We start from the raw sequence: 22,228 nt of genomic DNA, 5'->3' as shown, positions 1-22,228 counted from the left end.
TCGATGAAACTCCAGGTTACCCCTAGGGGTAACGGTGGTCGTGGTGGCCGACGCCGGACGGTATCGGCCACCACAGTGTTACTCGAGATCGGTGACACTCAGCTGTGCGAGAAGCCGATCTTGGGTAGTACTGCTCGTAGCCACGTGGGTGACCACCATGCGGCGTGGCCGGTCAGGCGCAGGAGCACCGGCAGCAGCACCAAGCGGATGAGTACGGCGTCCAGCAGTACGGCGACACCCAGAATGATTCCCATCTCCTTGGGTGGCAGTGGTTCGGCGAGCGCGAACGAGAAGAACACCGCGATCATCACCGCTGCCGCCGCGAAGATCACCCGACCCGAATGCGCCATTCCGTCGACCTGAGAACCGTGCGGATCACCGGTGTTCTCGTAGTGTTCCTTGACGCTCGACAGCAGAAACACCGTGTAGTCCATCGCGATTGCGAAGATCATCGCGAAGAAGAACACCGGGCCCCAACCGTTCAGGAATCCCTGCGGGGTGAATCCGAGCAGCGACGCCCCGTGACCGTCTTGGAAGATCAGCTTCGCCACACCGAATGCTGCGCCGGTGGACAGCAGGCTGACCACGGTCCCCAGCAGGGCGATCAGCGGTGCCTGGAGCGCGATCAGCAGCAGCAGGAATCCGAGCACGAGGATCACCGACACCACGATCGGCAGGTACTCGTTCAACGCGGTCTGTAGGTCCAGGTTCTCCGCGGGTGCACCGCCGACGATCGCTCCCTCGGGCAGCTCGGCGCGCAAGGCGTCGAGTGTGGTCTCGAGTGCGGGGTCCGACGGGTCCACGTTCGGGATGGCCTGCAGCATGACGTAATCGGATCCGTCCATGGCGGGCATGGGCGGCGTCACCATCGATACGCCGTCGACGCTCGCTGCGATCTGTGCGGTCTGCTCCGCCTCCGATGTGGGGGCGATGATCTGCAGCATGCCTGGTGCGCCTTCGCCCATCTGTGCCTGCACCAGTTCGTAGCCTTGGCGGACCGGAGCGTCCTCGGGGACAACCGAAATGGACGGCATGGAGACCTTGAGACCCAGTGCCGGAATCGACAGCGCTACCAGAATCAGCAGGGAGCCGATGGCGAACGGCCACGGATGCTTGTGCAGCAACTGACCCCAGGTCGCGAATTTCGGCGAGCGGTGCACCTGTCGCTTCGCGTACGGGAGGGAGCCGGCATTGACCTTCGGTCCGAGCTTGCCCAGCACTGCGGGGAGCAGTGTGAGGGTGGCAGCGAGAACGAACACCACCGCGAGCATGATGCCCACGGCCATCGTGCGTACCGCAGGTGCAGGTACGAGCAGTACGGCGGACAGGCTGATCAGCACGGTCAGGCCGGACAGCAGGACTGCTTTGCCTGCCGTGTCCATCGTTTCTGCCACTGCACGCTGCGGGTCGATCCGTCCGGCGTCGATGGTCTTGCGGAGCGCATCCCGGAATCGGACGACGAGGAAGAGCGCGTAGTCGATACCGAGTGCCAGGGCGAACATCATCGCAAAGTTCATGGCCCACACCGAGATCGGCGTGATTTCGTTCAGCAGAACCAGACCACCCGCGGATGCCACGAGACCGGCCAGAGTCAACAGCAAGGGCAGACCTGCCGCGACGAGCGATCCGAACGCGAGCACCATGATCGCCAATGTGACCGGCCAGGAGATGATTTCGGCCTTGATCATCGCGTCGTGGTTGGCCTTGTTGAAGTCACTCCACAGTGCCGATGCTCCGGTCGGGTAGACCTCGATCGAGTCCGTGGACGCTGCGGTCAGCTCACCTTTGAGATCGTCGACCGCTTTGACCATCTCGTCGGTCGTCCCGTTCGCTCCACCGATGAGGATACCGGTGTGTCCGTCGGGGCTGATCGACATTCCCGGTTGCGGGGGGATGACCTCGGAAATCCGCGAATCGGCGGCCAGAATGTCGGTGACTTCGGAAATGACAGCCGCGACTGCGGGATCGGTCACCTGCTCGGTGTCCGAGTGCACGACCACCTGTATCGCGGCCGAGGAGTTCCCGCCGAAGTGCTCCTGTGCGAGTTCGCGAACCTGGACCGACTCCGATCCGTTGGATTGCCACCCGGCACCGGCGAGGGAGCCGAACACCGACGGGGCGAACGCTCCCAATCCGATGATGACCACGAGCCACGCGGTGACCACCCACTTGAAGTTGCCTGCCATGTGCGCACCGAAGCGCGCCAACGGCCCGCCGGAACTCTCGTCGGTTCGAACGTCCGTGGAACTCACATCATGTCCTTACTGGTCGGGAAGATGGAGGAACCGTAACACAGTACCCCCAGGGGTATGCTGGTATCATCGCATCTACCCCCTAGGGTATGTACGGACGACCGCACCACACGCAGAGAAGCGAGGATCTACCGCATGTCATGCACCGACACCCTCACCGGCCCCGGCGGACCGAGTATCGAACGCGCAGTCCCCGCGCTGGCGGGCACCATGGTCCTTGCCAGCCTCGCCGCCGGTTCCCTTCACGACCGCCGCTGGCATGTCCTGACAGCATTCGTCGGCGGGAATCTGCTGCTGTATTCCGCAGTCGGATGGTGCCCGGCCAGCGTGTTGATGAAGCGGCTGGGGATGCGTCAGAGCGCAGTGACCCCGACCCGGTGAACCGCAACAGGACCCGCCCTGCGCCGTGGCAGTGAGTCGGCTACGCCTTCGGCCGCACTCTGCCCTCGACCATGACGGACTGGGTGGCCAACGACATTACGGGCGATCACGCCGTGGCTCGGCACCTGATCCGCGGCCAGGTTCCGTTTCTTCCCATCTACGCCGTGTTCATGTTCTTTCCGGGTGAACTGTGGTTGCGTGGCGCCATGGTGCTCCTAGCGGTCCTGCTCTCGCTGTTCTTCACCGCCTCCTACATGGAAGAGAATCGGCAACGACGCCTCGTGCGACACGAGCAGAAACTCGATGACCCGGACGTCCGTCGACGCGCTACGCGTGGTCATCGTCCTGAAATAAGCGCATGCTGGACACGTCCACCCGCGCGCAGTCAGGCGACGGTCAGATAGATCAACGCGACATGGAGTGCGACGACGATTCCCGCGATGAGCCATGCCGCGTATGCCGTGATCCGGTGATTGACATCACTGCCCATCAGGATGCGGTCCGAGGTGAACCGCACCAAGGGAATCAACGCGAACGGAATACCGAACGACAGCACGACCTGTGAGACGACCAGTGCCCGACTGGGGTCGACCCCCGCGGCCAGAATTGCCAGTGCGGGAACAAGTGTCACCAGTCGTCGCACCAGAATCGGAATGCGCTTACGTAGTAGGCCGTCCATGATCATCGCGCCGGCGTATGCCCCGACCGATGTCGATGCAAGGCCCGAGGCCAGCAGGCCCACCGCGAACAGCAGCGCTACCACCGGCCCCAGAGTGTCTCCTACTGCTGTATGGGCTCCTTCGATGGAATCGACGCCCTCGCGGCCCCCCAGCGTCGAGGCCGCCAACAGCAGCATCGACATGTTCACTGCACCGGCCAGCAGCATCACCAACCCGACATCGATCCGGGTGATCCGCAACAACCGCTGCCGGACAGGCCCTGCCTCGGGGTGTCCGTGCCGGTCACGTGCAAGGCCGGAGTGCAGATAGACCGCGTGCGGCATGATCGTCGCACCGAGCATCGCGGCGGCTATTAACACGCTTTCCGCGCCGTCGAACCGCGGAATCAACCCGGCGGCGGCCTCGGTGAACGATGGCGGTTCCACGACGACGCTGGCAAGAAATCCGATGGCGATGACACCGAGTAGCCCGAGAATCACGAACTCGAACGGGCGCTGTCCGCGTCGATCCTGAACCATCAGCAAGATCATCGATACGGCTCCGGTGATGAGGCCGCCGATCAGGAGCGGCAGGTCGAAGAGCAAGTAGAGGGCGATCGCACCGCCGACGATCTCTGCGAGGTCGGTCGCCATGGCGACCACTTCTGCTTGCCCCCAATATGCCAGTCGCACCCTCTTGCTCGACTTCTCGCGGACCACTTCGGGCAGTGTCATTCCGGTGACGATGCCGAGTTTGGCGGAGAGGAACTGCACGAGACCGGCCATCACGTTCGCGGCGACGATCACCCAGACCAGCAGGTACCCGAACTGCGCGCCGGCGCTGACGTTGGAGGCGACATTGCCGGGGTCGACGTAGGCGATCGCGGCGACGAAAGCGGGTCCGAGCAGAACGAGGCCAGACCGAAACCTCGAGGGCGGCCGAGACGATCGGCGGTGCAGCACAGACATGACCACACCCTCCGGCACCAACAATATGTCAGAACCCTGAAAATATAGTTCGGACACCCGAACAATGCAATGCGGCGTGGCGGTTCGGCGACATCTCGATCAGATGGGCAGGACCACTGCACTGACGAATTCGTTGCGGATCCAGGCGATGAACAACCCCCACACCCCGGTCAGCAGCGCCACGCCGACGGCGATCATGATGACACCGCCCGCCACCTTGATCCTCTGAGAGTTCCTCCGAAGCCACCCCACACCGCGCATCGCCGAACTCGAACCGAACGCAAGAACGACGAACGGTAGGCCGAGTCCCAGGCAGTACGCGACGATGAGAGTGACCCCGCGGGCTGCGGTTGCACCTTCGGTGCCTGCCGCCACGGACAGCACGCCGGCAAGGGTCGGACCCAGGCACGGCGTCCAGCCGAGCGCGAACACCCCACCGAGCAGCGGCGCTCCAGCGAGGGACGAGATCTGCCGGGGTGCGAATCGGGTGTCGCGTTGCAGTGCGGGTATCAACCCGATGAACGCCGCACCCATGATGATCGTGATGACCCCGCCGACGCGTTGGAGTACTTGCTCGTTGATGCGCAAGGTGCCGATGACTCCGAAGACCGAGGCTGTGGCGAGGACGAAGACGATGGTGAACCCGGCGACGAACAACGACGCTGCACCGGCCACACGCCAGCGATTCACGAGCCCCGTCGACGACGTGCCGGCGGTCGCGGTGCTGGGTGCCCGGGCATCGGCTGACTGAGCCTCGCAGGCCGATTGGGTGCCGCGGGCTGATTGGGCGTCGGCGCCGGCGATGCCTGCCAGGTAGGACAGGTATCCCGGCACCAACGGCACCACGCACGGGGAGGCGAACGAGACCAACCCGGCGAGCATGCATGCCGCGATCGCCAGCAGTAGGGGCCCGCTCGATGCCGCGTTCTGGAACGTCGACCCGATGTCTTGGGCGAGAAGAGTCGTCATTCCGCGGCTACCCGTTCGACGACGGGAAGGAGGTCTTCGGTGAGCAGGGCTCGCATGAAGACCGCGGCCACCCGGTGCTGGCGATCGAGTACCAGCGTCGAGGGAATGACGCTGGTCGGATAGTTCCCGCCGAGGGCGATCAGCGTCCGCATCGAGGGGTCGTAGATCGAAGGGTAAGTGACGTTGTTGTCGACCATGAAGTCCTGCGCTTTGTCCTTCTGCGGATCTCGGACATTGATACCGAGGAACTGCACACCGCGCTCGCGGGTGGCCTCGTAGGCCTCTTCGAGGTCGTCGGCTTCGCCGCGGCAGGGGCCACACCATTGACCCCAGAGATTGATCACGACGACCTTTCCGTCGTAGTCCGCCAGAGCGGTCGTCTTGCCCTCCTCCATCAGATCGGGGCCGGCGAGCTCGCCTATGGTTCCGCGTGTTTCGGGAGGGTCGTAGACAATGTCGGTTCGGCCACCGGGCGCGACGAAGTCGAAGCTCCCGCCGGACGGTGCAGCGTCGGCACCAGCGGAGCATCCGGAGATCAGTAGGACGGCAAGAATCGATCCGATTGCCGCGGTGGGCGTGCCGCCTTGTCGTCGAGTACCGACCCACACGGGTAGGAAACGTGTCATGAGGTGAAATCCTTTATTGCAATGCGGATCTGGTCTGTCGTCTCGAACACCGCGGGGTCGGTGACGCGCTCGATCGTTCCGTCCGGGCGGACGAGAAAGCTCAGGGGAAGGACCGGCGGTGCCGAGAGCGCGTCCTGGACGCGACCGCCGTCGATGTAGTTCGGATAGCTCAGGCCCAGTTGCGTGACCAGCGCGGCCGCGTCCGAGGGTCGGTCCTCGACGTTGATTCCGATGACTGGGATCGCGTCGGGTTCTGCGGCGTAGGCATCGACTACGGGCATCTCGGTGCGGCACGGGCCGCACCAGGATGCCCACAGGTTGATCAGCGTCACCTCGCTGCCGAGAACGTCGGCGAGATCGACATCGTCGGCACTGCCGATGCAGCGCGCCATCACTCTTGCCAGCGGCCCGCCTTCGTCTGGTACCGGCTGCGGACACAGCGGTAGTGCTGTTGCTCGTGCCGCGTCATCCGGCGGGCGGGACAGTGTGGGTTCGGGTCCGACCGGCGCGACATTGTTGGCGATGGCCTCGGACGGGCCGCCTTCGACGCCACCGGTGCGGGGCCACAGTGCGACGATCGATGCAACGACAACGACAAGCATGACGATCGACCAGCCGCGCGTCATCGCCGTGACCTTCTTTCTCGAGAGATCGGCAGAGGGGCGACCGGTACGTCGCGGTTCATAGGAGCGTGGACCAGTACGACCAGAAACGCTGTGCGATCAGGGCGATGAGGACGAGAAACCACACGGTCAGCGGAATCGAGTGATTGCGAATCACCGAATCAAGCCATAGCCGAAACCCTTGCCGAAGAGCGGGTTTCGACCTGGCGCGGTCGAGGTTGCGCAGCGTGACATACCAGAATATCGGGACGGTGACCGCCCACACCGCCATGCAGTACGGGCACAGCGCGCCGATGTCGTAGAGGCTCTGCACGATCAGCCAGTGCACGAAGCCCGCGGCAGCAGTGACACCGACCTGCAGTGCACTCCAGAACCACTGCGCGAACACGGCTCCGGCGAGCAGGGCGGCACCCACTGCCGCCACGACGGCGAAGCCCGCGATCCCGAGAAGGGAATTGGGAAATCCGAACGCAGACGCCTGCGGGGTGTCCATCACCGATCCGCAGTTGAGTACTGGATTGATACTGCAGGTCGGGGCGTAGGCGGGATCGAGCGCAAGGGCGAACTTCTCTACCGTGAGTACGAACGCGGCGGCAAGTCCGATCACGCCTCCTACCAGCAGCAGCCAGGGCAGGCTTCGGGCGAACGGTCCGCTGCGTCGGGTGAGAGCGGCTGCGCGGTCAGCCGAGTGCAGCGTCGAGGGCATCGGTGAGGTCTCCGTAGGTGGTGGGTTCGATCTTGGTGCCGTTGAGGAAGAACGTCGGGGTGCCCTGGACGCCGAGCGCGATCCCGTCGGCGACGTCGGCGTCGATGCGTTCGAGCGTCGCAGGGTCGGTGTAGGCGGCATCGAAGGCGCTCATGTCGAGCCCTTGCTCGACGGCGAAGCTCCGGAACAACTCGTCCTGCGGAACCTGCTGTTCGCCCCACTGCGCCTGCGTCTCGTACATGCGCTGATACATGTCCTCGAAGCCGCCCTGCTGAGCTGCGGCTTCGACGGCGCGTGCGGCGCGTTCGGCATTGAAGTGCGAGGCGATGGGAAAGTAGCGGGCCACGAAGCTCACCCGGTCGCCGTACTCTTCACGCAATTGTTCGATCGCCGGGTAGGCAGACCGGCAGGCCTCGCACTCGAAGTCGAGGAACTCCACGAACGTGACCCGGCCATCGGGCACCGAGTTCAACCGATGACTGTTCTCACGCACCGCGATCGAGGCAGGGTCGGCGGCGGCCTGCTCCGCGGCGGCAGCATCTGGCGTGCCCGATCGGTCCACCACCAGAAATACGACCAACGCGGCGGCGAACACGACCACCAGGGACAAGGAAATCTTCAACGCTCGGCTCATGCAGGTACCTTCTCGATTCGTTCCGGGTCTCGCGCAGTTGTTCCACCGCCGGGTCCCCAGCGTCTTCCTCGGTCGCCGCCGATGCCCCGGAATTGTTCGAGATCCAGAAAACGAACGACACGAGGGCTACCGCGAGAGCAGCGAACAGAACAATCGAGACCTTGACGGACCGGCCCACCCATTTCACCGGACGATGCGTGAAGCGTAGGCGTGAGCCTGAAGTAGAAATACTACGACCCATAGTAGTTGGGCATCGGGCCCGTTCGCCGCAGGACGTGTCACCTTCATCCCGCCCCTGTCGGCCAAATCGTCCACAAACGATCATAATGCCACAAAGTGCTATCATCGGTGCATGACGATCAATAGGGATGGGTGCCTGCTCGGCGGTACCACGTCGGCTCTCGATGCGGCAGTGGCGTTGTTCCACAGCCTTTCCGATGCGACACGGTTGGCTATCGTGCGCCGTCTCGCCGGCGGGGAATCACGTGTAGCAGACCTGGTGAGCGAGCTGGGGCTGGCCCAGTCGACGGTATCGGCGCACATGGCGTGCCTACGGGACTGCGGATTGGTCGTCGGTCGCCCCCAGGGCCGGCAGGTGTTCTACTCCCTCGTCCGGCCGGAACTGTTGGACCTGCTCGCTTCGGCCGAGACCCTCCTCGCCGTCACGGGGAACGCGGTGGCACTCTGCCCGGTTTACGGTACCGATTCCGCCGACGCGGCGGTGACCGGATGAGCGACGCATGCGGCTGCGGCCACGACGAGCCCCGCCCGGGCGACGACGACGAGCAGGAACCCGACAGTTTGTGGCAGATCACCGAGATCCGGGCCGCCGCACTGGCCGGTGTATTGCTGGCGGCAGGGCTGATCGTCGGTTGGATCGACGGTCCCGAGTCTGTGGCCGTGGTGCTCGAGTCGGTCGCGTTGATCGTCGCCGGCTACACCTTCGTCCCGTCGACCCTTCAGCGTCTCGCCCGCGGCAAGATCGGCGTCGGCACCCTGATGACCATCGCGGCGGTCGGTGCCGTGATCCTTGGTGAGGTCGGCGAGGCCGCGATGCTCGCGTTCTTGTTCGCGATCAGCGAGGGCCTCGAGGAGTACGCGGTCGCCCGCACCCGGCGCGGTCTGCGGGCGCTGCTGTCCCTGGTACCCGACACCGCCACAGTCCGACGAGATGGTCGAGAACAGGTGGTGTCGCCGACCGAGTTGATGCTCGGCGAGATCATGATCGTCAAGCCCGGCGAGCGCATCGCCACCGACGGCACCATCTGCACCGGCACCACCGCGCTCGACACCTCGGCGATCACCGGCGAATCGGTGCCCGTCGAGGCAGGGCCCGGCGACGGAGTGTTCGCCGGGTCCATCAACGGGACCGGCGTACTCGAAGTCGAGGTCTCCGCGAGCGCCGAGGACAACTCGCTCGCCAAGATCGTCCGGATCGTCGAGGCCGAGCAGTCCCGCAAGGGCGAGGCGCAGCGACTGGCCGACACGATCGCCAAACCCCTGGTGCCCGCGATCATGGTCGCCGCTGCCCTCATCGCCGCTGTGGGCAGCCTGCTCGGCGACCCACGGATATGGATCGAACGCGCACTGGTCGTCCTCGTCGCCGCCTCACCGTGCGCTTTGGCCATCGCCGTCCCGGTCACCGTCGTCGCTGCGATCGGTGCCGCCAGCAAACTCGGAGTACTGGTCAAAGGCGGCGCAGCGCTCGAAGCTCTGGGCCGGGTCCGAGGCATCGCGCTGGACAAGACCGGCACCCTGACCCGCAACAAGCCGGTCGTCACCGACGTTGCCACCGTGAACGGCGCGACCCGCGAACAGGTCCTCGCGGTGGCCGCAGCGCTCGAGGTGCGCAGCGAGCACCCCCTGGCCGCCGCGATCCTCGCCGCCGTCGACGACCACACCCCTGCCGAGGACGTCGAGTCCATCACCGGCGCCGGCCTCACCGGCCGCCTGCGCGGTTCCGACATCCGGCTTGGACGGCCGGGCTGGATCGAGCCCGGCCCTCTGGCGGCGGAGGTAACACGGATGCAGCACGCAGGAGCCACCGCTGTGCTCATCGAGCAGGACGGCCGAACCCTCGGCGCGATCGCGGTCCGCGACGAACTGCGACCCGAAGCCGCAGAGGTCGTCGCCGGTCTCCGCCGTGACGGATACCACGTCGCGATGCTGACCGGGGACAACGAACGCACCGCCCGAGCGTTGGCCGCCGATGTCGGCATCGACGAGGTCCATGCGGACCTGCGACCGGAGGACAAGGCAGCCATCATCGGCGACCTGAAGGTCCGACGGTCGACCGCGATGGTCGGCGACGGTGTCAACGACGCCCCCGCACTGGCCACCGCCGACCTCGGTATCGCCATGGGCGCCATGGGAACCGACGTGGCCATCGAGACCGCCGACGTCGCCCTGATGGGCGAGGACCTCCGTCATCTGCCACACGCCTTGGCCCACGCCCGCCGATCTCGGCGCATCATGCTGCAGAACGTCGGGCTGTCTCTGGCGATCATCACCGTGCTGATGCCGCTCGCCCTGTTCGGGATTCTGGGACTGGCAGCAGTGGTCCTGGTGCACGAACTTGCCGAGATCGTGGTCATCGCCAACGGAGTCCGGGCAGGCCGCGCCCACCCCCTGTCCACCGGACCGGCACCCGCATCGGCCCCGACGGCAGCCGAGGCCCGCATATGAGCGCCGACGCAGCCCTGGGCATCTCGGCGCCACGGTCCCGGCGGACCCTGTCGATCGTCGCCGTCGTACTCATCGGCGTCGCACTTGCGGGCGACCCCGTCGCCCGCCGCGCACTCTCAGACGGCCGCATCGTCGAGCTAGGCGTGCTGCAACTGAAGTTGGCCTACAACAGTGGTGTCGCCTTCAGCGTCGGGAACGGGCTGCCGCCGTGGGTGCTCATCGCGGTGACCGCCACCATCACCGCCGCCATTGCCGTGTACGCGTGGCGCACTGTCCCCACCGGCTCACTGGCGGGGACTGTGGGACTGTCGGCGATTGTCGCCGGCGCCGCCGCCAACGTCATCGACCGCACTGTCGACGGTCGCGTCACGGACTACTTCCACACCGGCTGGTGGCCCACCTTCAATCTCGCCGACACCTACCTCACCTGTGGTGTCGTACTGGTCATCGGCTCCATGCTCTGGGAGGAAGCGACCCACACTCGTACCGCACACGCGCAGGAAAAATCCGGATGACCGCCTCGCGGCCTCGCAGCCAATCCACCTCTACCGCGGTCCAGCCCTCCGGACACGACGTTCGGCCGCACCGCCGTGGCCGCTCGGTGCGGGAGTGATCACCACCATCGCCGCGGCGGTCGCGATGTTCGCCGGCACCAACATCGACGACATCGTCGTGTTGACCGTGCTGTTCGTCGCCTCCGCCAGCCAGGGGCGGCCGCGGGGATGGCAGATTGTCACCGGCCAGTACCTCGGCCTGATCACCCTCGTCGCGATCAGTGTCGTCGCTGCTCTGGGATTGGTGATCGTCCCGGAGGACTGGGTCGGGTTACTGGGGTTGCTGCCCCTGTCGTTGGGTGTCTGGGGCCTGATCCGCGGCCTGCGCAGCGGCGACGAGGACGAGCCCCCGGTGGTGGCAACAGGAATGGTCGGTGTCGCCGCCATCACCATCGCCAACGGAGCCGACAACATCGCCGTCTATACCCCGGTCTTCCGCACGCTCGGTGCGCCACAGACCGCGGTCACCATCGCCGTGTTCCTGATCTGCGTCGGAATCTGGTGCTACGCAGGCAGACTGTTGGGCACTCGAAGAAAGGTCGTCGACACTCTCGAACGGGTCGAGCACTGGCTCGTACCCGTGGTGTTCATCGTCCTGGGTGCGATCATCCTGCTCGAATCCGGTGTCCTCGGCCGGCTCATCGTCGCCTCGTCATGACCGACGTCTGTTCGCCCGGCAACTCCAGCGGCTCACTGCGGAACCGAACCCGGCTCACGTCCGGGTACGCCTAGCGGGGGTGCGGCGCGGCCACGTCGATGTCGACGAGCCGGCGCAGCAGATCATCGATGCGGTCCTCGACCTCGTCGAGTCGAGCACCCATGTCCGACAGTCGCTGGTGGGCGTCCCGGCGGGCCGCGGTTCCCCGGACGTAGTAGCCGTGGTCGAGAACAACGTCGTCCCACGCCGAAGGGACGACCGTGGTGTCGCGGTCAGCGCCCGGTTCGGTGATGCGTCCGGGGTGAGTGGGCGACTGTCCTGTCAGGTGCGCTCGCGTCAGCGCGGACGCCGACCTGCGGGTCAGCGAGTCCGGCGCCCAGGGGGTGTGGCCCCAGCGGTCGATGCGCACCAGGAGCGGGTCGTTCGCGTGCGCCGCCGGGACTGCGTCGTTCGAGTTGCTGCTGCTCGACGAGGCAGGCGTGCGGTTCGGGGCGAGGGCGGCGGCCACCATGCGCGTGGTCGCAGCTGCGTCGAGGAGCGACTGGACCTGCGCCCACCGCCGATGGATCGCGACCGGGTCGTGTCCGGGTCGATCGCCGAAGAGGTGTGCCGCAATGCGGTGGTCGCCGGAGACGACGAGGTCCGAGTTCTCCACGCCAATATCGCCGCGCCGCAAGGCTGTCATCTCGGTGGGCGTCATCCCGGACGCGAGAAGAGTCAATATCATCGCGTCTCGGCGTCCGAACATCCCGTGGGGCCACCCGTGAGTCGGAATGGTCTCGATGATCGACGTTGCCGCCCCACGGACATGCGCTGTGCGGTCGCGGCGTCGCTCGTTCACCGCGAGCCGCGTCGTCACCGTGTGCCCGGGTTCGGCCAACCCGCTGCGTCGGTGGACGCTGTCGATGTCGGCGACTCGGCGGCGTTGCGTGGACAACGTGGACGGGTGGGCGTCGAGGAACTCGGTGAGCGTGGCCGGATCGGCCGGCAGGGCCGAATGCTCGGTGGCGGCACACCAGTCGCGGAACAACGCCCACGTCGGCGATCCGGACAGGTCGCGACCCGCCCTGTCGGGCGCGTCTTCCGCTGTTCCGCCCTCGGCGCTCACAAGCCCAGCCTGGTCACGGCGTTGCCGATCAGGGGTGCGTTCTCCCGGGCGTAAATCTCGACCATGCCGGGGGTGGCGTGACCGGTCTGGCGCATAATGGCGTGGGCATCGGCCCCGTTGCGGAACGCCTGGGTGACGAATCCCGCGCGCAGCGAGTGCCCACCCAATTGGGCGACCGCGTGTTCGTCGTAGCCGGCGTCGGCGGCGCGCCGCCGGATCGCAGCGTGGACCGCGGCGCCGGACAGCGCCGTCGCCGAGAGGTTGCCGTTCTTGCGGATGGACCGGAACAGCGGCGCTCGACCATTCGGGGTGGGCAACGGACCTCGGCACATGTGCTCGTCGAATCCGGTTGCGCGGGTGAGCAATCGAATGAGAGCCACCCGTCCACCCGCATCGAACACGGCAACGACCTGCAGCCACCGGAGCCACGCGCACACCGGGCACGTGCGGTGGTGGTCGGTGAACGGCAACGCCTTCACCACCCCCGACCCCTCCTGGTCGGTCTTCGAGCGCCTGATCCGCACATGGGTGCCGTCGAGGCGGTCACGCCGAACATCGCGGCATTCGAGGGCGACGAGTTCGCTGCGCCGGAACGCCCCGGCGTAGCCCATCAACAGCAGCGCGGAGTCGCGTCGCTCCAACACCTCCGAGGCCCACCCGTCCGCGCTGCGGCGGGCGTGATCGACGATGACGGTGATGTCCGCGGTCACCAGCGGTGCGCGCGGGTTCCGGGGTCGATCCCCCGCCGCGGCGTAGTCACGTCGGATCCCGGCGAGGGTGGCCCGCACCATCTCGTGGCCGCACGGGCTATCGCATCCGGCGCTTCGGTGCCGATCGGCGATCGCGGCGACCCACTTCCCCAGCGTCGCGGGCGCGTACACGCGCGTTCCGTCCGCGGTGATCATGTCGGCGGCGTCGACGAGGTACGCCGCGACGGTGGCGGGGTGCGCCGGCAGTGAACGGTGGCCGGCGCGTGCGCACCAGCTCTCGAAGCGTCGCCACGCCGAGGAGTAGGCGCGGCGGGTCCCCGCTGACCGCGCCGACGCCATCGACCGTTCGATACGCGCGGCGACGTCGGTCGTCAGGTCCGGAAATACCGCCGCACCACGGACCGGGACGATCGGATCCGCGTCCAGGACCTCATCGAGCTGCCGTTCCGCCATGACAAGAACTGTAGCGAGCACCTCCGACACACTTTTTGAGTCGAGAACACGGTGAGCAGGCGTTTCGCACTAGATGGTGCGGGAAGGAAAATTCTCGTCGGTCACCGCACAAATAACGTTGGTGACTGTGACACCGCCGCCAAAACGGGCCTTGTCGGCCATCGCCGCGTGTGCGTCGCGGACGACCCCGCTCCATCGGGCGAGAACTACGTCGGCGGATGTTGCAGCGGGATCCCGTGGTCGACGAACAGTTGCACCGTCTCATCCAGCTCCGCTGCGGTGCGGCACCCCCAGCGCAGGAAGTTGTACAACGAACTGGCGGATGCGGGATCGACGCGCGCTGCCTCGATGGCGGCCTCGGCTGCAGCGTGCGCGTCAGCCCATAAATCGCGCTCGGGTGCGGGATAGGACGAGCGCGTCGGAGGTGTCCCGGGATCGACCGGCTCATAGGGTCGTGGGCGCAGCAGAGATACGTGCGCACCGCCGGCATCGATCTCACCGCTCTCGACCATCGCGATGCCGATCGCTGCGGCCTCGAGGACTTTCGCCTGCTCGTCCCAGTGCAGGTCCTCGAACGGAACCCACGCGGTCCGCAACGGGCGAGAACGACCGGCGGCCCTCCAGATCGCAACGAGTCTCGTCGCCCACCGTCCGGTGCGAACCAGTGGCGAGGACACTTCGTCGACGACGGTGCGCAGAAGCCGGAACCACACTGCGGCATGCACCCGGCCTGGGCCGAGTTCCACCCATCCCGTCGTCAGAGCCTCGGCGGTGCGCCGATCGAGGTCCGTGACCGCCGAGGGAACCGGAACGGGCGAGACCCGTTCGTCCGAACCGAACCGGACCTGATCCCAAAAGATTGCATGACCAGGGAAAGCAGAGCAGGGTTCGAGTCGACAACGGTGGTCGAGGCAGCTGCTCAGCACCGGATATTGCTGCAGCAGAGTCATGTTGATATCAGCAGTGGATTCGAGGCTGTCGACACATGCCGGGCATGCCCGACTGCGCGGAGTGCTAGCCCACGGCAACCATGCCTCGCTCGTGGGTGTGCGGCGTCGTCGATCCTCCCTCGCGAGGTCGGCCGGTAGCAGGATCGAGAATTGGTGGACGTAGGTGTCGAAGTCGCAGTCGGCGGGGTCGGTGCTGTCGAGCAGCCACGGTGTCCACCCCGCCAACGTCATCATCCGTACCCTCTCTACCGGGACTGCGCCGCGAACGGCCAGCTCGGCAAGTATCGGCTCCGGTGTGTAGCGGTCGAGATGATCCTCGACAGCACAATCGATTTCGAGGTCTGCGAGCAGGTCCGAGGGCCTGATGTGCGGATACAGCTCGCATATCCGGGCCAACCAGGACGAGAGGGCCTCACCTGGCAGTGGCTGCGGGTGCAGCGGCCACGGGCGAACGTACGCATCATCGGGCATCGGTGCGAGCCGCGCGTTCATGCGAGGTGGCGCTCGAACTGGCGGCGTCGCTCCGTGGGGCCGACGTACGGAGTGCGCGTGAGCACCGATGAGGTGATCGCTTCCTCTCTGCTGTCGACGGCGGTCACTGCTGCGGCAGTGAGCAGCGTTGTCAGTTCACCGATGGTGCCCTCGGAGCGAGTGAGGAGGTAGTCGGTCATCTCCGGTGATGTCAGGTGCGAAGGTTTGCGGAGGGGGAAGCTCGTGGTGAAGCTGGCCAGCAGTGATCTGGTGTCGGCAGTGTTGGTCCAGACCGGCAAAGTCATGGGGTGGAATCGGTTCTCCAGCTGGGGATCGGTCCGGATGGCGAGGTAGGCGTCGCGGGTTCCGACGGCGACAAGAGGAATGCGTAGTTCGTTGCCCAGGAATCGCAGCACGTTCAAGAATTCGCTGCGGACGTTGTCGCGGCCGGCGAGAACATTGTGGAGCTCGTCGATGATCAACATCTTCACGCCGGTGGCGCGGAGCAGCATCAATGCTTGCTGTTCGAGTTCGTGGACCCGATTGCGGGGCCTGGTCGGTGTTCCCAACGCTGTGAGCAGTGCGAGGTAGAACCGGCCGGGTGACGGGTCCGGGGGCATCTGCATGCACAACACCGGTATCTGCTCGCGGTCGGACAAGCTGATCGGCGGATGAGTGCGCCGGAACTTTTCGATGATCATCGACTTGCCGTTGTTCGTCGGACCGAGCAACAGCAGGTTCGGCATACGCTGCCGGTCCGGCCACGTCAGCAACGTCTCCAGATGGTCGATGACCGTACGGGCCTGCGGATACCCGATCCACCTCTCCGACCGGATCAACCGGATCCGCTCCGCGTCGTCGAGTGCGGTGAGCGGTCGAACCGACTCCCGCAGGTGCCCCATATCCTCGATGGACGACTCGGTGGGTTCGTCGCTGCTTCCTGTCGATGCGGTCATCGGCTCACCATTCCTCGATGTCGCTGAAGACCGGCGTTGCGGTGCCGCCGTCCGCTCGAGGCTCCTCCGGCGGGTGGATCGCCGGGATCGGTGCAGACGCGGCGTCGCCGGTGAGATGCGTGCGGCGGGCGCGGTTGCGCCGGGCTTTGCGGGTGGCTTTCTGCGAGCGGTCGGTGACCTCGCGCATCTGCTCGATCATCGAAAACAGTGCGCTCTCATCGACGTTCGACCGACCTTGTTCGCGGAGACGGGCGATAGCAGCTCTGTGCTCCCACAGTGTCACCGCGGGATGTGACATCGTCCGGTACGGCACCTCGACATAGCCGGCACCGTCTGGTTCGAGGACCCAGATTCTGCTCAGATCGCGTGGGTCACGTCGTATCACGAACCGCCCCAGGTCCTCTCGCCGCGCAACCCACGGTTTGAGCGCGTTCGAGAAGTAGTGCACGTGATCCAGAACGAAGCCCGTGCGCGTCAGACGTCGCCGGATGACGGGAAGAAAGTCCACCAGGAACGCGGTTTCGCCGAGCACCACACGAGGGGCGTGACCAACTGCGGCTACCTCGCCGGCCCACACGGCGGCCGGAGTGTTCCCAATCCCTGTGTGAACGCTCGCGTGATACGAGGCTATGGCCAGGACCAGCCAGCGCTCCAACTCACGCAATGTCAGCGCCGCGTGCTTGTCCGAGTCGTAACTTCCGCGATCCGCTGGGTTCGAGAAGGTGGTCCCAGGTAGCTCGTGCACCGCCGTCATCGCCGTTCCGATGATGCGTTCGACGATCCCGCCGTAGTGCGGTCGGCCCGGAGGACGGTATTCGAGTGTGATGGCGTGCTGGGCGCATCCGCGGCGCAGCGCTTCGCTTTTGAACTCGGAGGCGTTGTCGAGATACAACTGTTTCGGCTTCCCTGCCATCGGCCACTGCACCTGCTCCGCGAGCTCGCATGCCTCCAGCCATGTCTGCTTCTCGCAGCACACGCGGCCCAGGCACAACCCGACCGATATCGACGACGGCGGCTCCAGAGTGACGACGAACCCGAGTACGGAACGGCTGAGGACATCGATGGCGATCGTCAGGTAGGGGCGGCCGATCGGTTGCCGCTCGTACTCGTCGACGATCATCAGATCGACGACGGTGTGGTCGATCTGGACCTGATCGAGAATCCCCGCAACTGTCGGTGGACTGTCGCCGGCGGACTGACGTGGGCGGGCGGCATCGGATCCTCCGCGTGACCTGGCCACCGATGCCGGATGGAGGGCGTCGACTCGTGCGGTGACGGTGTTTCTGGCCGGCACTGGCAGACCTGCGCGGTGGCAGGCCAGTGCTATACGTCGGTGCAGCGCAGCGACACTGAGTTTCTGGCGGTGAAGAAAGTATCGGGTGAGATGGTCGCTGATCACTTCTTCGACCTCAGCCGTTACTCGGCTGCGGCCACGCCCTCCCGACGAGACCTTCGTCAGAAGGTCGGTGACCGTACCCGTCCCATCCCTGAGTTTGCCGAGCAACGCATAGACCCGACGCCGCGACAACCCCAGTCGTTCGGCCGCATCATCGACCGCTTCCAAACGCACCGGATGCATCTCCAACATAGGAGCCAACACGGCGAATCGGGTCTCTGCCTGCGCCCACCGCTCCCCCGACGCCGTCAGCACACCGGTCTCTACGATGGCGAGCTTGCCCGGGTCCACCACAAGCCTCCCCTGTCACCGAGAGCCGAGCGCGATCGTGCAGCGCACTTCTGACATCAGAATGTCAGAAGACCACTGCATTTACCCACAAATCGCCAGCAAAAAGTGCCGCCGTCTTCTGAAACTGACACACACCTCCCCGACCGGCACGTCGGTGTAGATCGTGGGCCACAGCATCCTCAGCTTCTTGACACGGATGGCCTGCCGGATCCCGTTGCGCGTCCACCCCTGCGCGAGTAGCAGCTCGCGAGTCATCAACTCCCCCATGGCTGCCATCGTGCCGGGGCCGGTCTCCGCCACCACGCCGTCGATTCTCGCGATTGCGCCCGTCGTCCACAGGATCCCCGCTGTCCACAGGGGTCTTGCGCGACCTCGCACGATGTGCCGCCCACCGTCCACCTCTGACGTACGCACTGACCAGCGCAGGATCGGCCCGCTGGCCTCGCTTCGCTCGGGGCGCATTCCCTAGCGGGGCGGCAATCTCCCTAGGTCCATGGACGTAGGGACTGCACGACACGCGAGGGCGCAGCACGTCCCGCTAGGGAGCCGCACGCACGGGTCGCCCCCCGATGGCCGTTCATCCCGCTAGGGAGCGCCGACGGTGCCGGACCGCCGACGCGCGCCCCATCAGGAGGTCGACGGTGCGCTCGGCTCCCGCGCCGCCGGCGCGACGAACACCGCGACCGCGACCGCGACGAGTACGAGGATCAGCGCGTAGAGCAGCGTCACGTACTGGCCCAGGGCTCCGATGATCGGCGGCCCGGCGAGGAACGAGAGGTAGCCGACGGTCGAGACCACCGACACGCGCGCCGCCGCCATGCGGGGCTCGTCGGCCGCGGCGGACATGCCCACGGGGAAGCCGAGCGAGGCGCCGAGGCCCCAGAGTGCGACTCCCGCGTACGCCGCCCAGGTGGGTCCGAAGATCACGAGCGACAGCCCGACGAAGGCCAACGCGCCGCACGCCCGCAGCGTCCGCACCCGCCCGAACCGGTCCAGCACCCCGGTGCCCGCGAGCCGGCCGATGGTCATGAAGGTCACGAAGACCGCGAAGGTCAGCGTGCCGACGGTCTTCGACGTGCCGTGGTCGTCGACCATGGCGAGCGCCAGCCAGTCGTTCGCGCTGCCCTCGGTCAGCGCCATGCCGAGCACCATGAGGCCGATGAGCAGGGTGCGAGGCTCCCGCCACACGGCGAGCCGCTCGCGACGGGAGACGGGCGCGTGGTCGTCGGCGTCGTGCGCCTGGAAGGGGACGTGCCGCAGCGCGAACCACCCGGCGACGAGTAGTACGCCGTTCACCGCGATCAAGTGCGGCAGCAACGGCATGTGCGCAGCCTGCGCCGCGGCGGCCGTGAGCGCGCCCGCGACGGTGCCCATCGAGAAGGCCGCGTGGAAGGCCGGCATCACGGTGCGCCCCAGTGCCCGCTCGTTCTCCGCGCCGGAGAGGTTCATGCACACGTCGGTGATGCCGTGCGAGAGCCCCACGAGCACGAGCGGCAGCAGCGTGAGGGCGTAGTTGCCGGACTGCGCGCCCGCCGCGGCCGCGATCATCGTCACGCCGAGCGCCGGGAGCGTCACCGCGATAACCCGCCGCGCCCCGTACCGCGCGGCCAGCGCGCCCGACCCGACCAGGCCCACCACGGACCCGACCGCGAGCCCGAAGGTGAGCAGGCTCACCTGCAAAGTCGTGGCGCCGAGGTCGTCGCGGACCTGCGGCAGACGGCCCAGGTAACTCGCGAAGGTGAGCCCGCTGAGCGCGAAGATCACCGCGACGGCATTGCGCCAGGCGAGCACCGAGCCCCCTACCGCGTCCGTCTTCTGCTGCTGGAAGTCCACGCTCACCGATCAACCCTTCGAAACGTTTCGATTGTTGCTTGCTAGGCTAGGTCCCCATGACACGCGGGTCAAACCGGATAACGCTGGTGCACGTCGCCGAGACGGCGGGCGTCTCGCTGTCGACGGCCTCGCACGCCTTCGGCGTCGACAAGCCGATCAGCGACGCCACGCGCGCCCGCGTCCTCGCCGCCGCGGCCGCGCTCGGCTACGAGGGCCCGGACCCACGGGCGCGCTCCCTGCGCAGCGGCCGCACCGACATCATCGGCGTCCAGGTCGACGACGAGGCCGGGCGAGCGTTCCGCGATCCGGTCATCATCGGGATCCTCGACGGGGTGTCCGCCGCGCTCGCCTCGAGCCCCACGTCGGTCCTGCTCATCCCCGATTCGGTGCCCGAGGAGCGCCTGCGCACACTCCCCGTCGACGGGATCGTCGCCGCCGGATGCTCCCCCACGCTCCCCCAGCTCCGGGCCGCGATGGCCAAACGATCCGTCCCCGTCGTCACCGCCGGGAACCAGGTCGACGAGATCGGCAGCGTCGGGGTCGAGAACCGTTCCGCCACCCGACGACTCACCCACCACCTGCAGGCGCTCGGCCACCGCGATGTCGGCATCCTCCGGCTGCGCCACGGCGATGTGGAGCGCGCACGCACCGACGCCGCCCGCGCGGCGTTCCCGGACGCGCCCGTCGCGGTCACCTCCGACAGCACCATCGACGAGGGCTTCCGCGCCGGCGCCGAGCTGCTCGACCACGGCCTCACCGCGATCATCGCGCAGTCGGACCTGTTGGCCGTGGGCGTGATCCGGGCGGCCGAGGCCCGGGGGCTCCGCGTTCCCGAGGACCTCTCAGTGGTGGGCTTCGACGGTGTGCGGGTGGACGGTTTCGCCCGCACCCTCACCACGATCCGACAGCCGATCGTCGAGATGGGCCGTCTCGCGGCGCAGGCGGTCCTCGCCGCGCACGACGGTGCGCCGCTACCCACGCTCGCGATGGAGGTCGAGCTCGTCGTCGGCGATACGACCGGGCCCGCGCCTCAGGCGCGGAGCTGAGCGACCTCGTCGAGCGCCGCCTCGAGCAGTTCCGCGTAGTCGTCCGGGTCCGGTACCGCCGTACGACTACTGGTCACCGACACGGTCACCGCATCGCCCAGGCCGTGCACGCCGTGCGTGAGCCCCATCGCGGGCGAGAGCGCCGGGAATCCCGCGGTGAACACCGATCTCCCACCCAGCAGCACCAGGTCCGACGGTCCGCGGTGGACGCTCGACAGAACGGTCGCACCCGCCATCGTCTCGGGCCGCACGGAGGGATCGAAGGCCCGCACGCCCATGCTCGCCAGGACCGACGGTGCCGCCTCCTCCGCCGCGCCGACGGTGCGCCACAGGTGGCTCGCCGCCCGCACCCGCGCACGGTCGAGCGCGCCGGCGATGAGCGCAGGGCGCTCCGCGGGCGGCACGTCCGGATACAGCGGCACCGAGACGTTCCCGAAGGCGTTGCGCTCTCCGCGCCGGCGTTCCCGAGCGACCATGACCTCGGCGGCGAGGGCGTCGGGCGCCGCGACCCCGCGCCGACGCAGATACCGCTCGACCGCCAGCGAGACCGCGGCGAGTGCGTTCACCGTCACGGTGTGCTCGGAACGGAGCGAGGCGTTGTCGCGCACGACCATCCGCACGTCCCGCGAAGCATCGGGCGAGGCGTTGAGCACTGTCAGCGGGGAGCCCGGGACGGGCGCGGGCAGGTTCTCCGCGCGGGTGCGCCGGTCGATCTCCGCCCGGGCGGGCGAGCTCAGCAGGCCGAGCGCCACCGTCCGCGCCAGCGCGACGGGCAGCCCGATGACGCCACGCCCGGCCCGGACCGCGCGCGGCAAGGGGCGGAACACCGGGACCGCTGCGGCCGGCGCACCGTCGAACAGGGCCCGCGCGATGGCGGACGCACGGCGCCCGTCCGCGAGGGCGTGCGCGACCTGCAGCACCACGACGGTGGCCGTCCCCGTGCACCGTGGGGCGCCGGCGACGTGCGGGAGGACGTGCAAGCGCCAGGGCGACACCGTCGCATCCACCTGACGCGCGAACAGCCGCGCGACCGCGGCTGGCACCTCGGCCCAGGTGCGGGCGACGCCCTCGCGGACATCGACGACGGTGTTCGGCGCCCAGGCCGGGTGCTCGAGATCGCCGGGCGCCGGAGCGATCCGCAGCCGCAGGTCCGTGATCGACGGAGCGCGCTCCATGACCAGATCCGCCACCTCGGCCGCGGAGGGCCCGCGGGCGGCGCCGTGATCGAAGCAGTAGAGCAGGAACTGGTCGCTCGGCATCATCAGGGAGGCCCAATGGGTGCGGGCATCACGCGCGGAG

The 22,228-nt window shown here is 67.1% G+C and carries 21 protein-coding genes and 1 pseudogene; 7 read left to right on the top strand and 15 right to left on the bottom strand.

The window, feature by feature from the left end; all coding sequences use genetic code 11:
- Positions 1 to 98: 98 nt before the first annotated feature.
- Positions 99 to 2,252 carry an MMPL family transporter gene (locus AXK60_RS24275; RefSeq protein WP_082778228.1) on the bottom strand — a complete coding sequence of 718 codons (2,154 nt, stop codon included), beginning with the start codon at positions 2,250 to 2,252 and terminating at the stop codon, positions 99 to 101.
- 135 nt (positions 2,253 to 2,387) lie between these two features.
- On the opposite strand from AXK60_RS24275, the gene AXK60_RS24270 reads away from it, so the two are divergent.
- Both AXK60_RS24270 and AXK60_RS26030 read left to right on the top strand, forming a co-directional pair.
- Complete coding sequence (locus AXK60_RS24270) at positions 2,388 to 2,633, top strand: YgaP family membrane protein (protein ID WP_068575077.1); 246 nt, start codon at positions 2,388 to 2,390, stop codon at positions 2,631 to 2,633.
- Between the two features lie 50 nt (positions 2,634 to 2,683).
- Positions 2,684 to 3,037, top strand: a pseudogene (locus AXK60_RS26030) (DUF5313 family protein); the annotation flags it as partial.
- On the opposite strand, the gene AXK60_RS24265 reads toward AXK60_RS26030, so the two are convergent.
- The 6 genes from AXK60_RS24265 to AXK60_RS24240 all read right to left on the bottom strand — a co-directional run bounded on the left by AXK60_RS24265 (position 3,019) and on the right by AXK60_RS24240 (position 7,818).
- The gene (locus AXK60_RS24265; protein ID WP_068575339.1) at positions 3,019 to 4,260 is read right to left on the bottom strand and encodes an Nramp family divalent metal transporter; all 1,242 of its coding nucleotides are present in this window, start codon (positions 4,258 to 4,260) and stop codon (positions 3,019 to 3,021) included. The pseudogene AXK60_RS26030 and the gene AXK60_RS24265 overlap by 19 nt on opposite strands.
- Positions 4,261 to 4,359: 99 nt before the next feature.
- Positions 4,360 to 5,229: a cytochrome c biogenesis CcdA family protein gene (locus tag AXK60_RS24260; protein WP_068575076.1), complete on the bottom strand. Its 870-nt coding sequence runs from the start codon at positions 5,227 to 5,229 to the stop codon at positions 4,360 to 4,362.
- Positions 5,226 to 5,855: a TlpA disulfide reductase family protein gene (locus AXK60_RS24255; protein ID WP_082778227.1), complete on the bottom strand. Its 630-nt coding sequence runs from the start codon at positions 5,853 to 5,855 to the stop codon at positions 5,226 to 5,228. The genes AXK60_RS24260 and AXK60_RS24255 overlap by 4 nt, the downstream gene beginning before the upstream one ends.
- A complete protein-coding gene (locus AXK60_RS24250; protein WP_068575075.1) occupies positions 5,852 to 6,481 on the bottom strand; it encodes a TlpA family protein disulfide reductase in 630 nt (209 codons plus the stop codon). Before AXK60_RS24250 ends, AXK60_RS24255 begins: the two co-directional genes overlap by 4 nt.
- Before the next feature lie 55 nt (positions 6,482 to 6,536).
- On the bottom strand, positions 6,537 to 7,184 hold the full coding sequence (locus AXK60_RS24245) for a vitamin K epoxide reductase family protein (protein ID WP_068575074.1): 648 nt from the start codon (positions 7,182 to 7,184) through the stop codon (positions 6,537 to 6,539).
- Positions 7,159 to 7,818 carry a DsbA family protein gene (locus AXK60_RS24240; protein WP_068575073.1) on the bottom strand — a complete coding sequence of 220 codons (660 nt, stop codon included), beginning with the start codon at positions 7,816 to 7,818 and terminating at the stop codon, positions 7,159 to 7,161. The genes AXK60_RS24245 and AXK60_RS24240 overlap by 26 nt, the downstream gene beginning before the upstream one ends.
- A gap of 352 nt (positions 7,819 to 8,170) precedes the next feature.
- Between AXK60_RS24240 and AXK60_RS24235 the strand changes: the two genes are divergently transcribed.
- The 4 genes from AXK60_RS24235 (at position 8,171) to AXK60_RS24220 (ending at position 11,715) form a co-directional block, all read left to right on the top strand.
- The gene (locus AXK60_RS24235) at positions 8,171 to 8,551 is read left to right on the top strand and encodes an ArsR/SmtB family transcription factor (RefSeq protein WP_068575072.1); all 381 of its coding nucleotides are present in this window, start codon (positions 8,171 to 8,173) and stop codon (positions 8,549 to 8,551) included.
- Positions 8,548 to 10,503, top strand: a complete 1,956-nt coding sequence (locus AXK60_RS24230; RefSeq protein ID WP_068575071.1) for a heavy metal translocating P-type ATPase — start codon at positions 8,548 to 8,550, stop codon at positions 10,501 to 10,503. The genes AXK60_RS24235 and AXK60_RS24230 overlap by 4 nt, the downstream gene beginning before the upstream one ends.
- Positions 10,500 to 11,018, top strand: coding sequence for a signal peptidase II (gene lspA / locus AXK60_RS24225; RefSeq protein WP_068575070.1), 519 nt, complete (start codon positions 10,500 to 10,502; stop codon positions 11,016 to 11,018). Before AXK60_RS24230 ends, lspA begins: the two co-directional genes overlap by 4 nt.
- Positions 11,019 to 11,142: 124 nt before the next feature.
- Positions 11,143 to 11,715, top strand: a complete 573-nt coding sequence (locus AXK60_RS24220) for a cadmium resistance transporter (protein WP_244881165.1) — start codon at positions 11,143 to 11,145, stop codon at positions 11,713 to 11,715.
- Between the two features lie 70 nt (positions 11,716 to 11,785).
- Here AXK60_RS24220 and AXK60_RS24215 read toward each other — a convergent pair whose 3' ends face one another.
- From AXK60_RS24215 to AXK60_RS24185, 7 genes are all read right to left on the bottom strand, one after another.
- Positions 11,786 to 12,823 (bottom strand): hypothetical protein, encoded by a 1,038-nt coding sequence (locus tag AXK60_RS24215; RefSeq protein WP_068575068.1) that lies wholly within the window; start codon positions 12,821 to 12,823, stop codon positions 11,786 to 11,788.
- A complete protein-coding gene (locus AXK60_RS24210) occupies positions 12,820 to 13,986 on the bottom strand; it encodes a site-specific integrase (protein WP_068575067.1) in 1,167 nt (388 codons plus the stop codon). Before AXK60_RS24210 ends, AXK60_RS24215 begins: the two co-directional genes overlap by 4 nt.
- A gap of 206 nt (positions 13,987 to 14,192) precedes the next feature.
- The gene (locus tag AXK60_RS24205) at positions 14,193 to 15,428 is read right to left on the bottom strand and encodes a TniQ family protein (protein ID WP_068575066.1); all 1,236 of its coding nucleotides are present in this window, start codon (positions 15,426 to 15,428) and stop codon (positions 14,193 to 14,195) included.
- Positions 15,425 to 16,246 carry a TniB family NTP-binding protein gene (locus AXK60_RS24200; protein WP_244881164.1) on the bottom strand — a complete coding sequence of 274 codons (822 nt, stop codon included), beginning with the start codon at positions 16,244 to 16,246 and terminating at the stop codon, positions 15,425 to 15,427. Before AXK60_RS24200 ends, AXK60_RS24205 begins: the two co-directional genes overlap by 4 nt.
- Before the next feature lie 121 nt (positions 16,247 to 16,367).
- Positions 16,368 to 18,050, bottom strand: a complete 1,683-nt coding sequence (locus AXK60_RS24195; protein ID WP_068575337.1) for a Mu transposase C-terminal domain-containing protein — start codon at positions 18,048 to 18,050, stop codon at positions 16,368 to 16,370.
- Positions 18,051 to 18,131: 81 nt separating this feature from the next.
- Complete coding sequence (locus AXK60_RS24190) at positions 18,132 to 18,353, bottom strand: hypothetical protein (protein WP_068575064.1); 222 nt, start codon at positions 18,351 to 18,353, stop codon at positions 18,132 to 18,134.
- Between the two features lie 324 nt (positions 18,354 to 18,677).
- Complete coding sequence (locus AXK60_RS24185; RefSeq protein ID WP_068575063.1) at positions 18,678 to 19,889, bottom strand: MFS transporter; 1,212 nt, start codon at positions 19,887 to 19,889, stop codon at positions 18,678 to 18,680.
- A gap of 50 nt (positions 19,890 to 19,939) precedes the next feature.
- On the opposite strand from AXK60_RS24185, the gene AXK60_RS24180 reads away from it, so the two are divergent.
- Positions 19,940 to 20,929, top strand: a complete 990-nt coding sequence (locus AXK60_RS24180; RefSeq protein WP_068575062.1) for a LacI family DNA-binding transcriptional regulator — start codon at positions 19,940 to 19,942, stop codon at positions 20,927 to 20,929.
- On the opposite strand, the gene AXK60_RS24175 is transcribed toward AXK60_RS24180, so the two are convergent.
- A complete protein-coding gene (locus AXK60_RS24175; protein WP_068575061.1) occupies positions 20,914 to 22,191 on the bottom strand; it encodes a WS/DGAT domain-containing protein in 1,278 nt (425 codons plus the stop codon). The two genes, AXK60_RS24180 and AXK60_RS24175, sit on opposite strands and share 16 nt — an antisense overlap.
- Positions 22,192 to 22,228: the final 37 nt, after the last annotated feature.

It is taken from the genome of Tsukamurella pseudospumae, assembly GCF_001575195.1.
Taxonomy (GTDB): Bacteria; Actinomycetota; Actinomycetes; order Mycobacteriales; family Mycobacteriaceae; genus Tsukamurella; species Tsukamurella pseudospumae.
The sequence above is the reverse complement of the archived record's forward strand: the minus strand, read 5'-3'. Positions and strand labels throughout refer to the sequence as shown.

Bases quoted from the DNA above. Each gene is read 5' to 3' on its own strand.
- AXK60_RS24270 (WP_068575077.1), top strand. From the start codon at position 2,388: ATGTCATGCACCGACACCCTCACCGGCCCCGGCGGACCGAGTATCGAA.
- AXK60_RS24265 (WP_068575339.1), bottom strand. From the start codon at position 4,260: ATGTCTGTGCTGCACCGCCGATCGTCTCGGCCGCCCTCGAGGTTTCGG.
- AXK60_RS24260 (WP_068575076.1), bottom strand. From the start codon at position 5,229: ATGACGACTCTTCTCGCCCAAGACATCGGGTCGACGTTCCAGAACGCG.
- AXK60_RS24255 (WP_082778227.1), bottom strand. From the start codon at position 5,855: ATGACACGTTTCCTACCCGTGTGGGTCGGTACTCGACGACAAGGCGGC.
- AXK60_RS24250 (WP_068575075.1), bottom strand. From the start codon at position 6,481: ATGACGCGCGGCTGGTCGATCGTCATGCTTGTCGTTGTCGTTGCATCG.
- AXK60_RS24245 (WP_068575074.1), bottom strand. From the start codon at position 7,184: ATGCCCTCGACGCTGCACTCGGCTGACCGCGCAGCCGCTCTCACCCGA.
- AXK60_RS24240 (WP_068575073.1), bottom strand. From the start codon at position 7,818: ATGAGCCGAGCGTTGAAGATTTCCTTGTCCCTGGTGGTCGTGTTCGCC.
- AXK60_RS24235 (WP_068575072.1), top strand. From the start codon at position 8,171: ATGACGATCAATAGGGATGGGTGCCTGCTCGGCGGTACCACGTCGGCT.
- AXK60_RS24230 (WP_068575071.1), top strand. From the start codon at position 8,548: ATGAGCGACGCATGCGGCTGCGGCCACGACGAGCCCCGCCCGGGCGAC.
- lspA (WP_068575070.1), top strand. From the start codon at position 10,500: ATGAGCGCCGACGCAGCCCTGGGCATCTCGGCGCCACGGTCCCGGCGG.
- AXK60_RS24220 (WP_244881165.1), top strand. From the start codon at position 11,143: ATGTTCGCCGGCACCAACATCGACGACATCGTCGTGTTGACCGTGCTG.
- AXK60_RS24210 (WP_068575067.1), bottom strand. From the start codon at position 13,986: ATGGCGGAACGGCAGCTCGATGAGGTCCTGGACGCGGATCCGATCGTC.
- AXK60_RS24205 (WP_068575066.1), bottom strand. From the start codon at position 15,428: ATGAACGCGCGGCTCGCACCGATGCCCGATGATGCGTACGTTCGCCCG.
- AXK60_RS24180 (WP_068575062.1), top strand. From the start codon at position 19,940: ATGACACGCGGGTCAAACCGGATAACGCTGGTGCACGTCGCCGAGACG.
- AXK60_RS24175 (WP_068575061.1), bottom strand. From the start codon at position 22,191: ATGATGCCGAGCGACCAGTTCCTGCTCTACTGCTTCGATCACGGCGCC.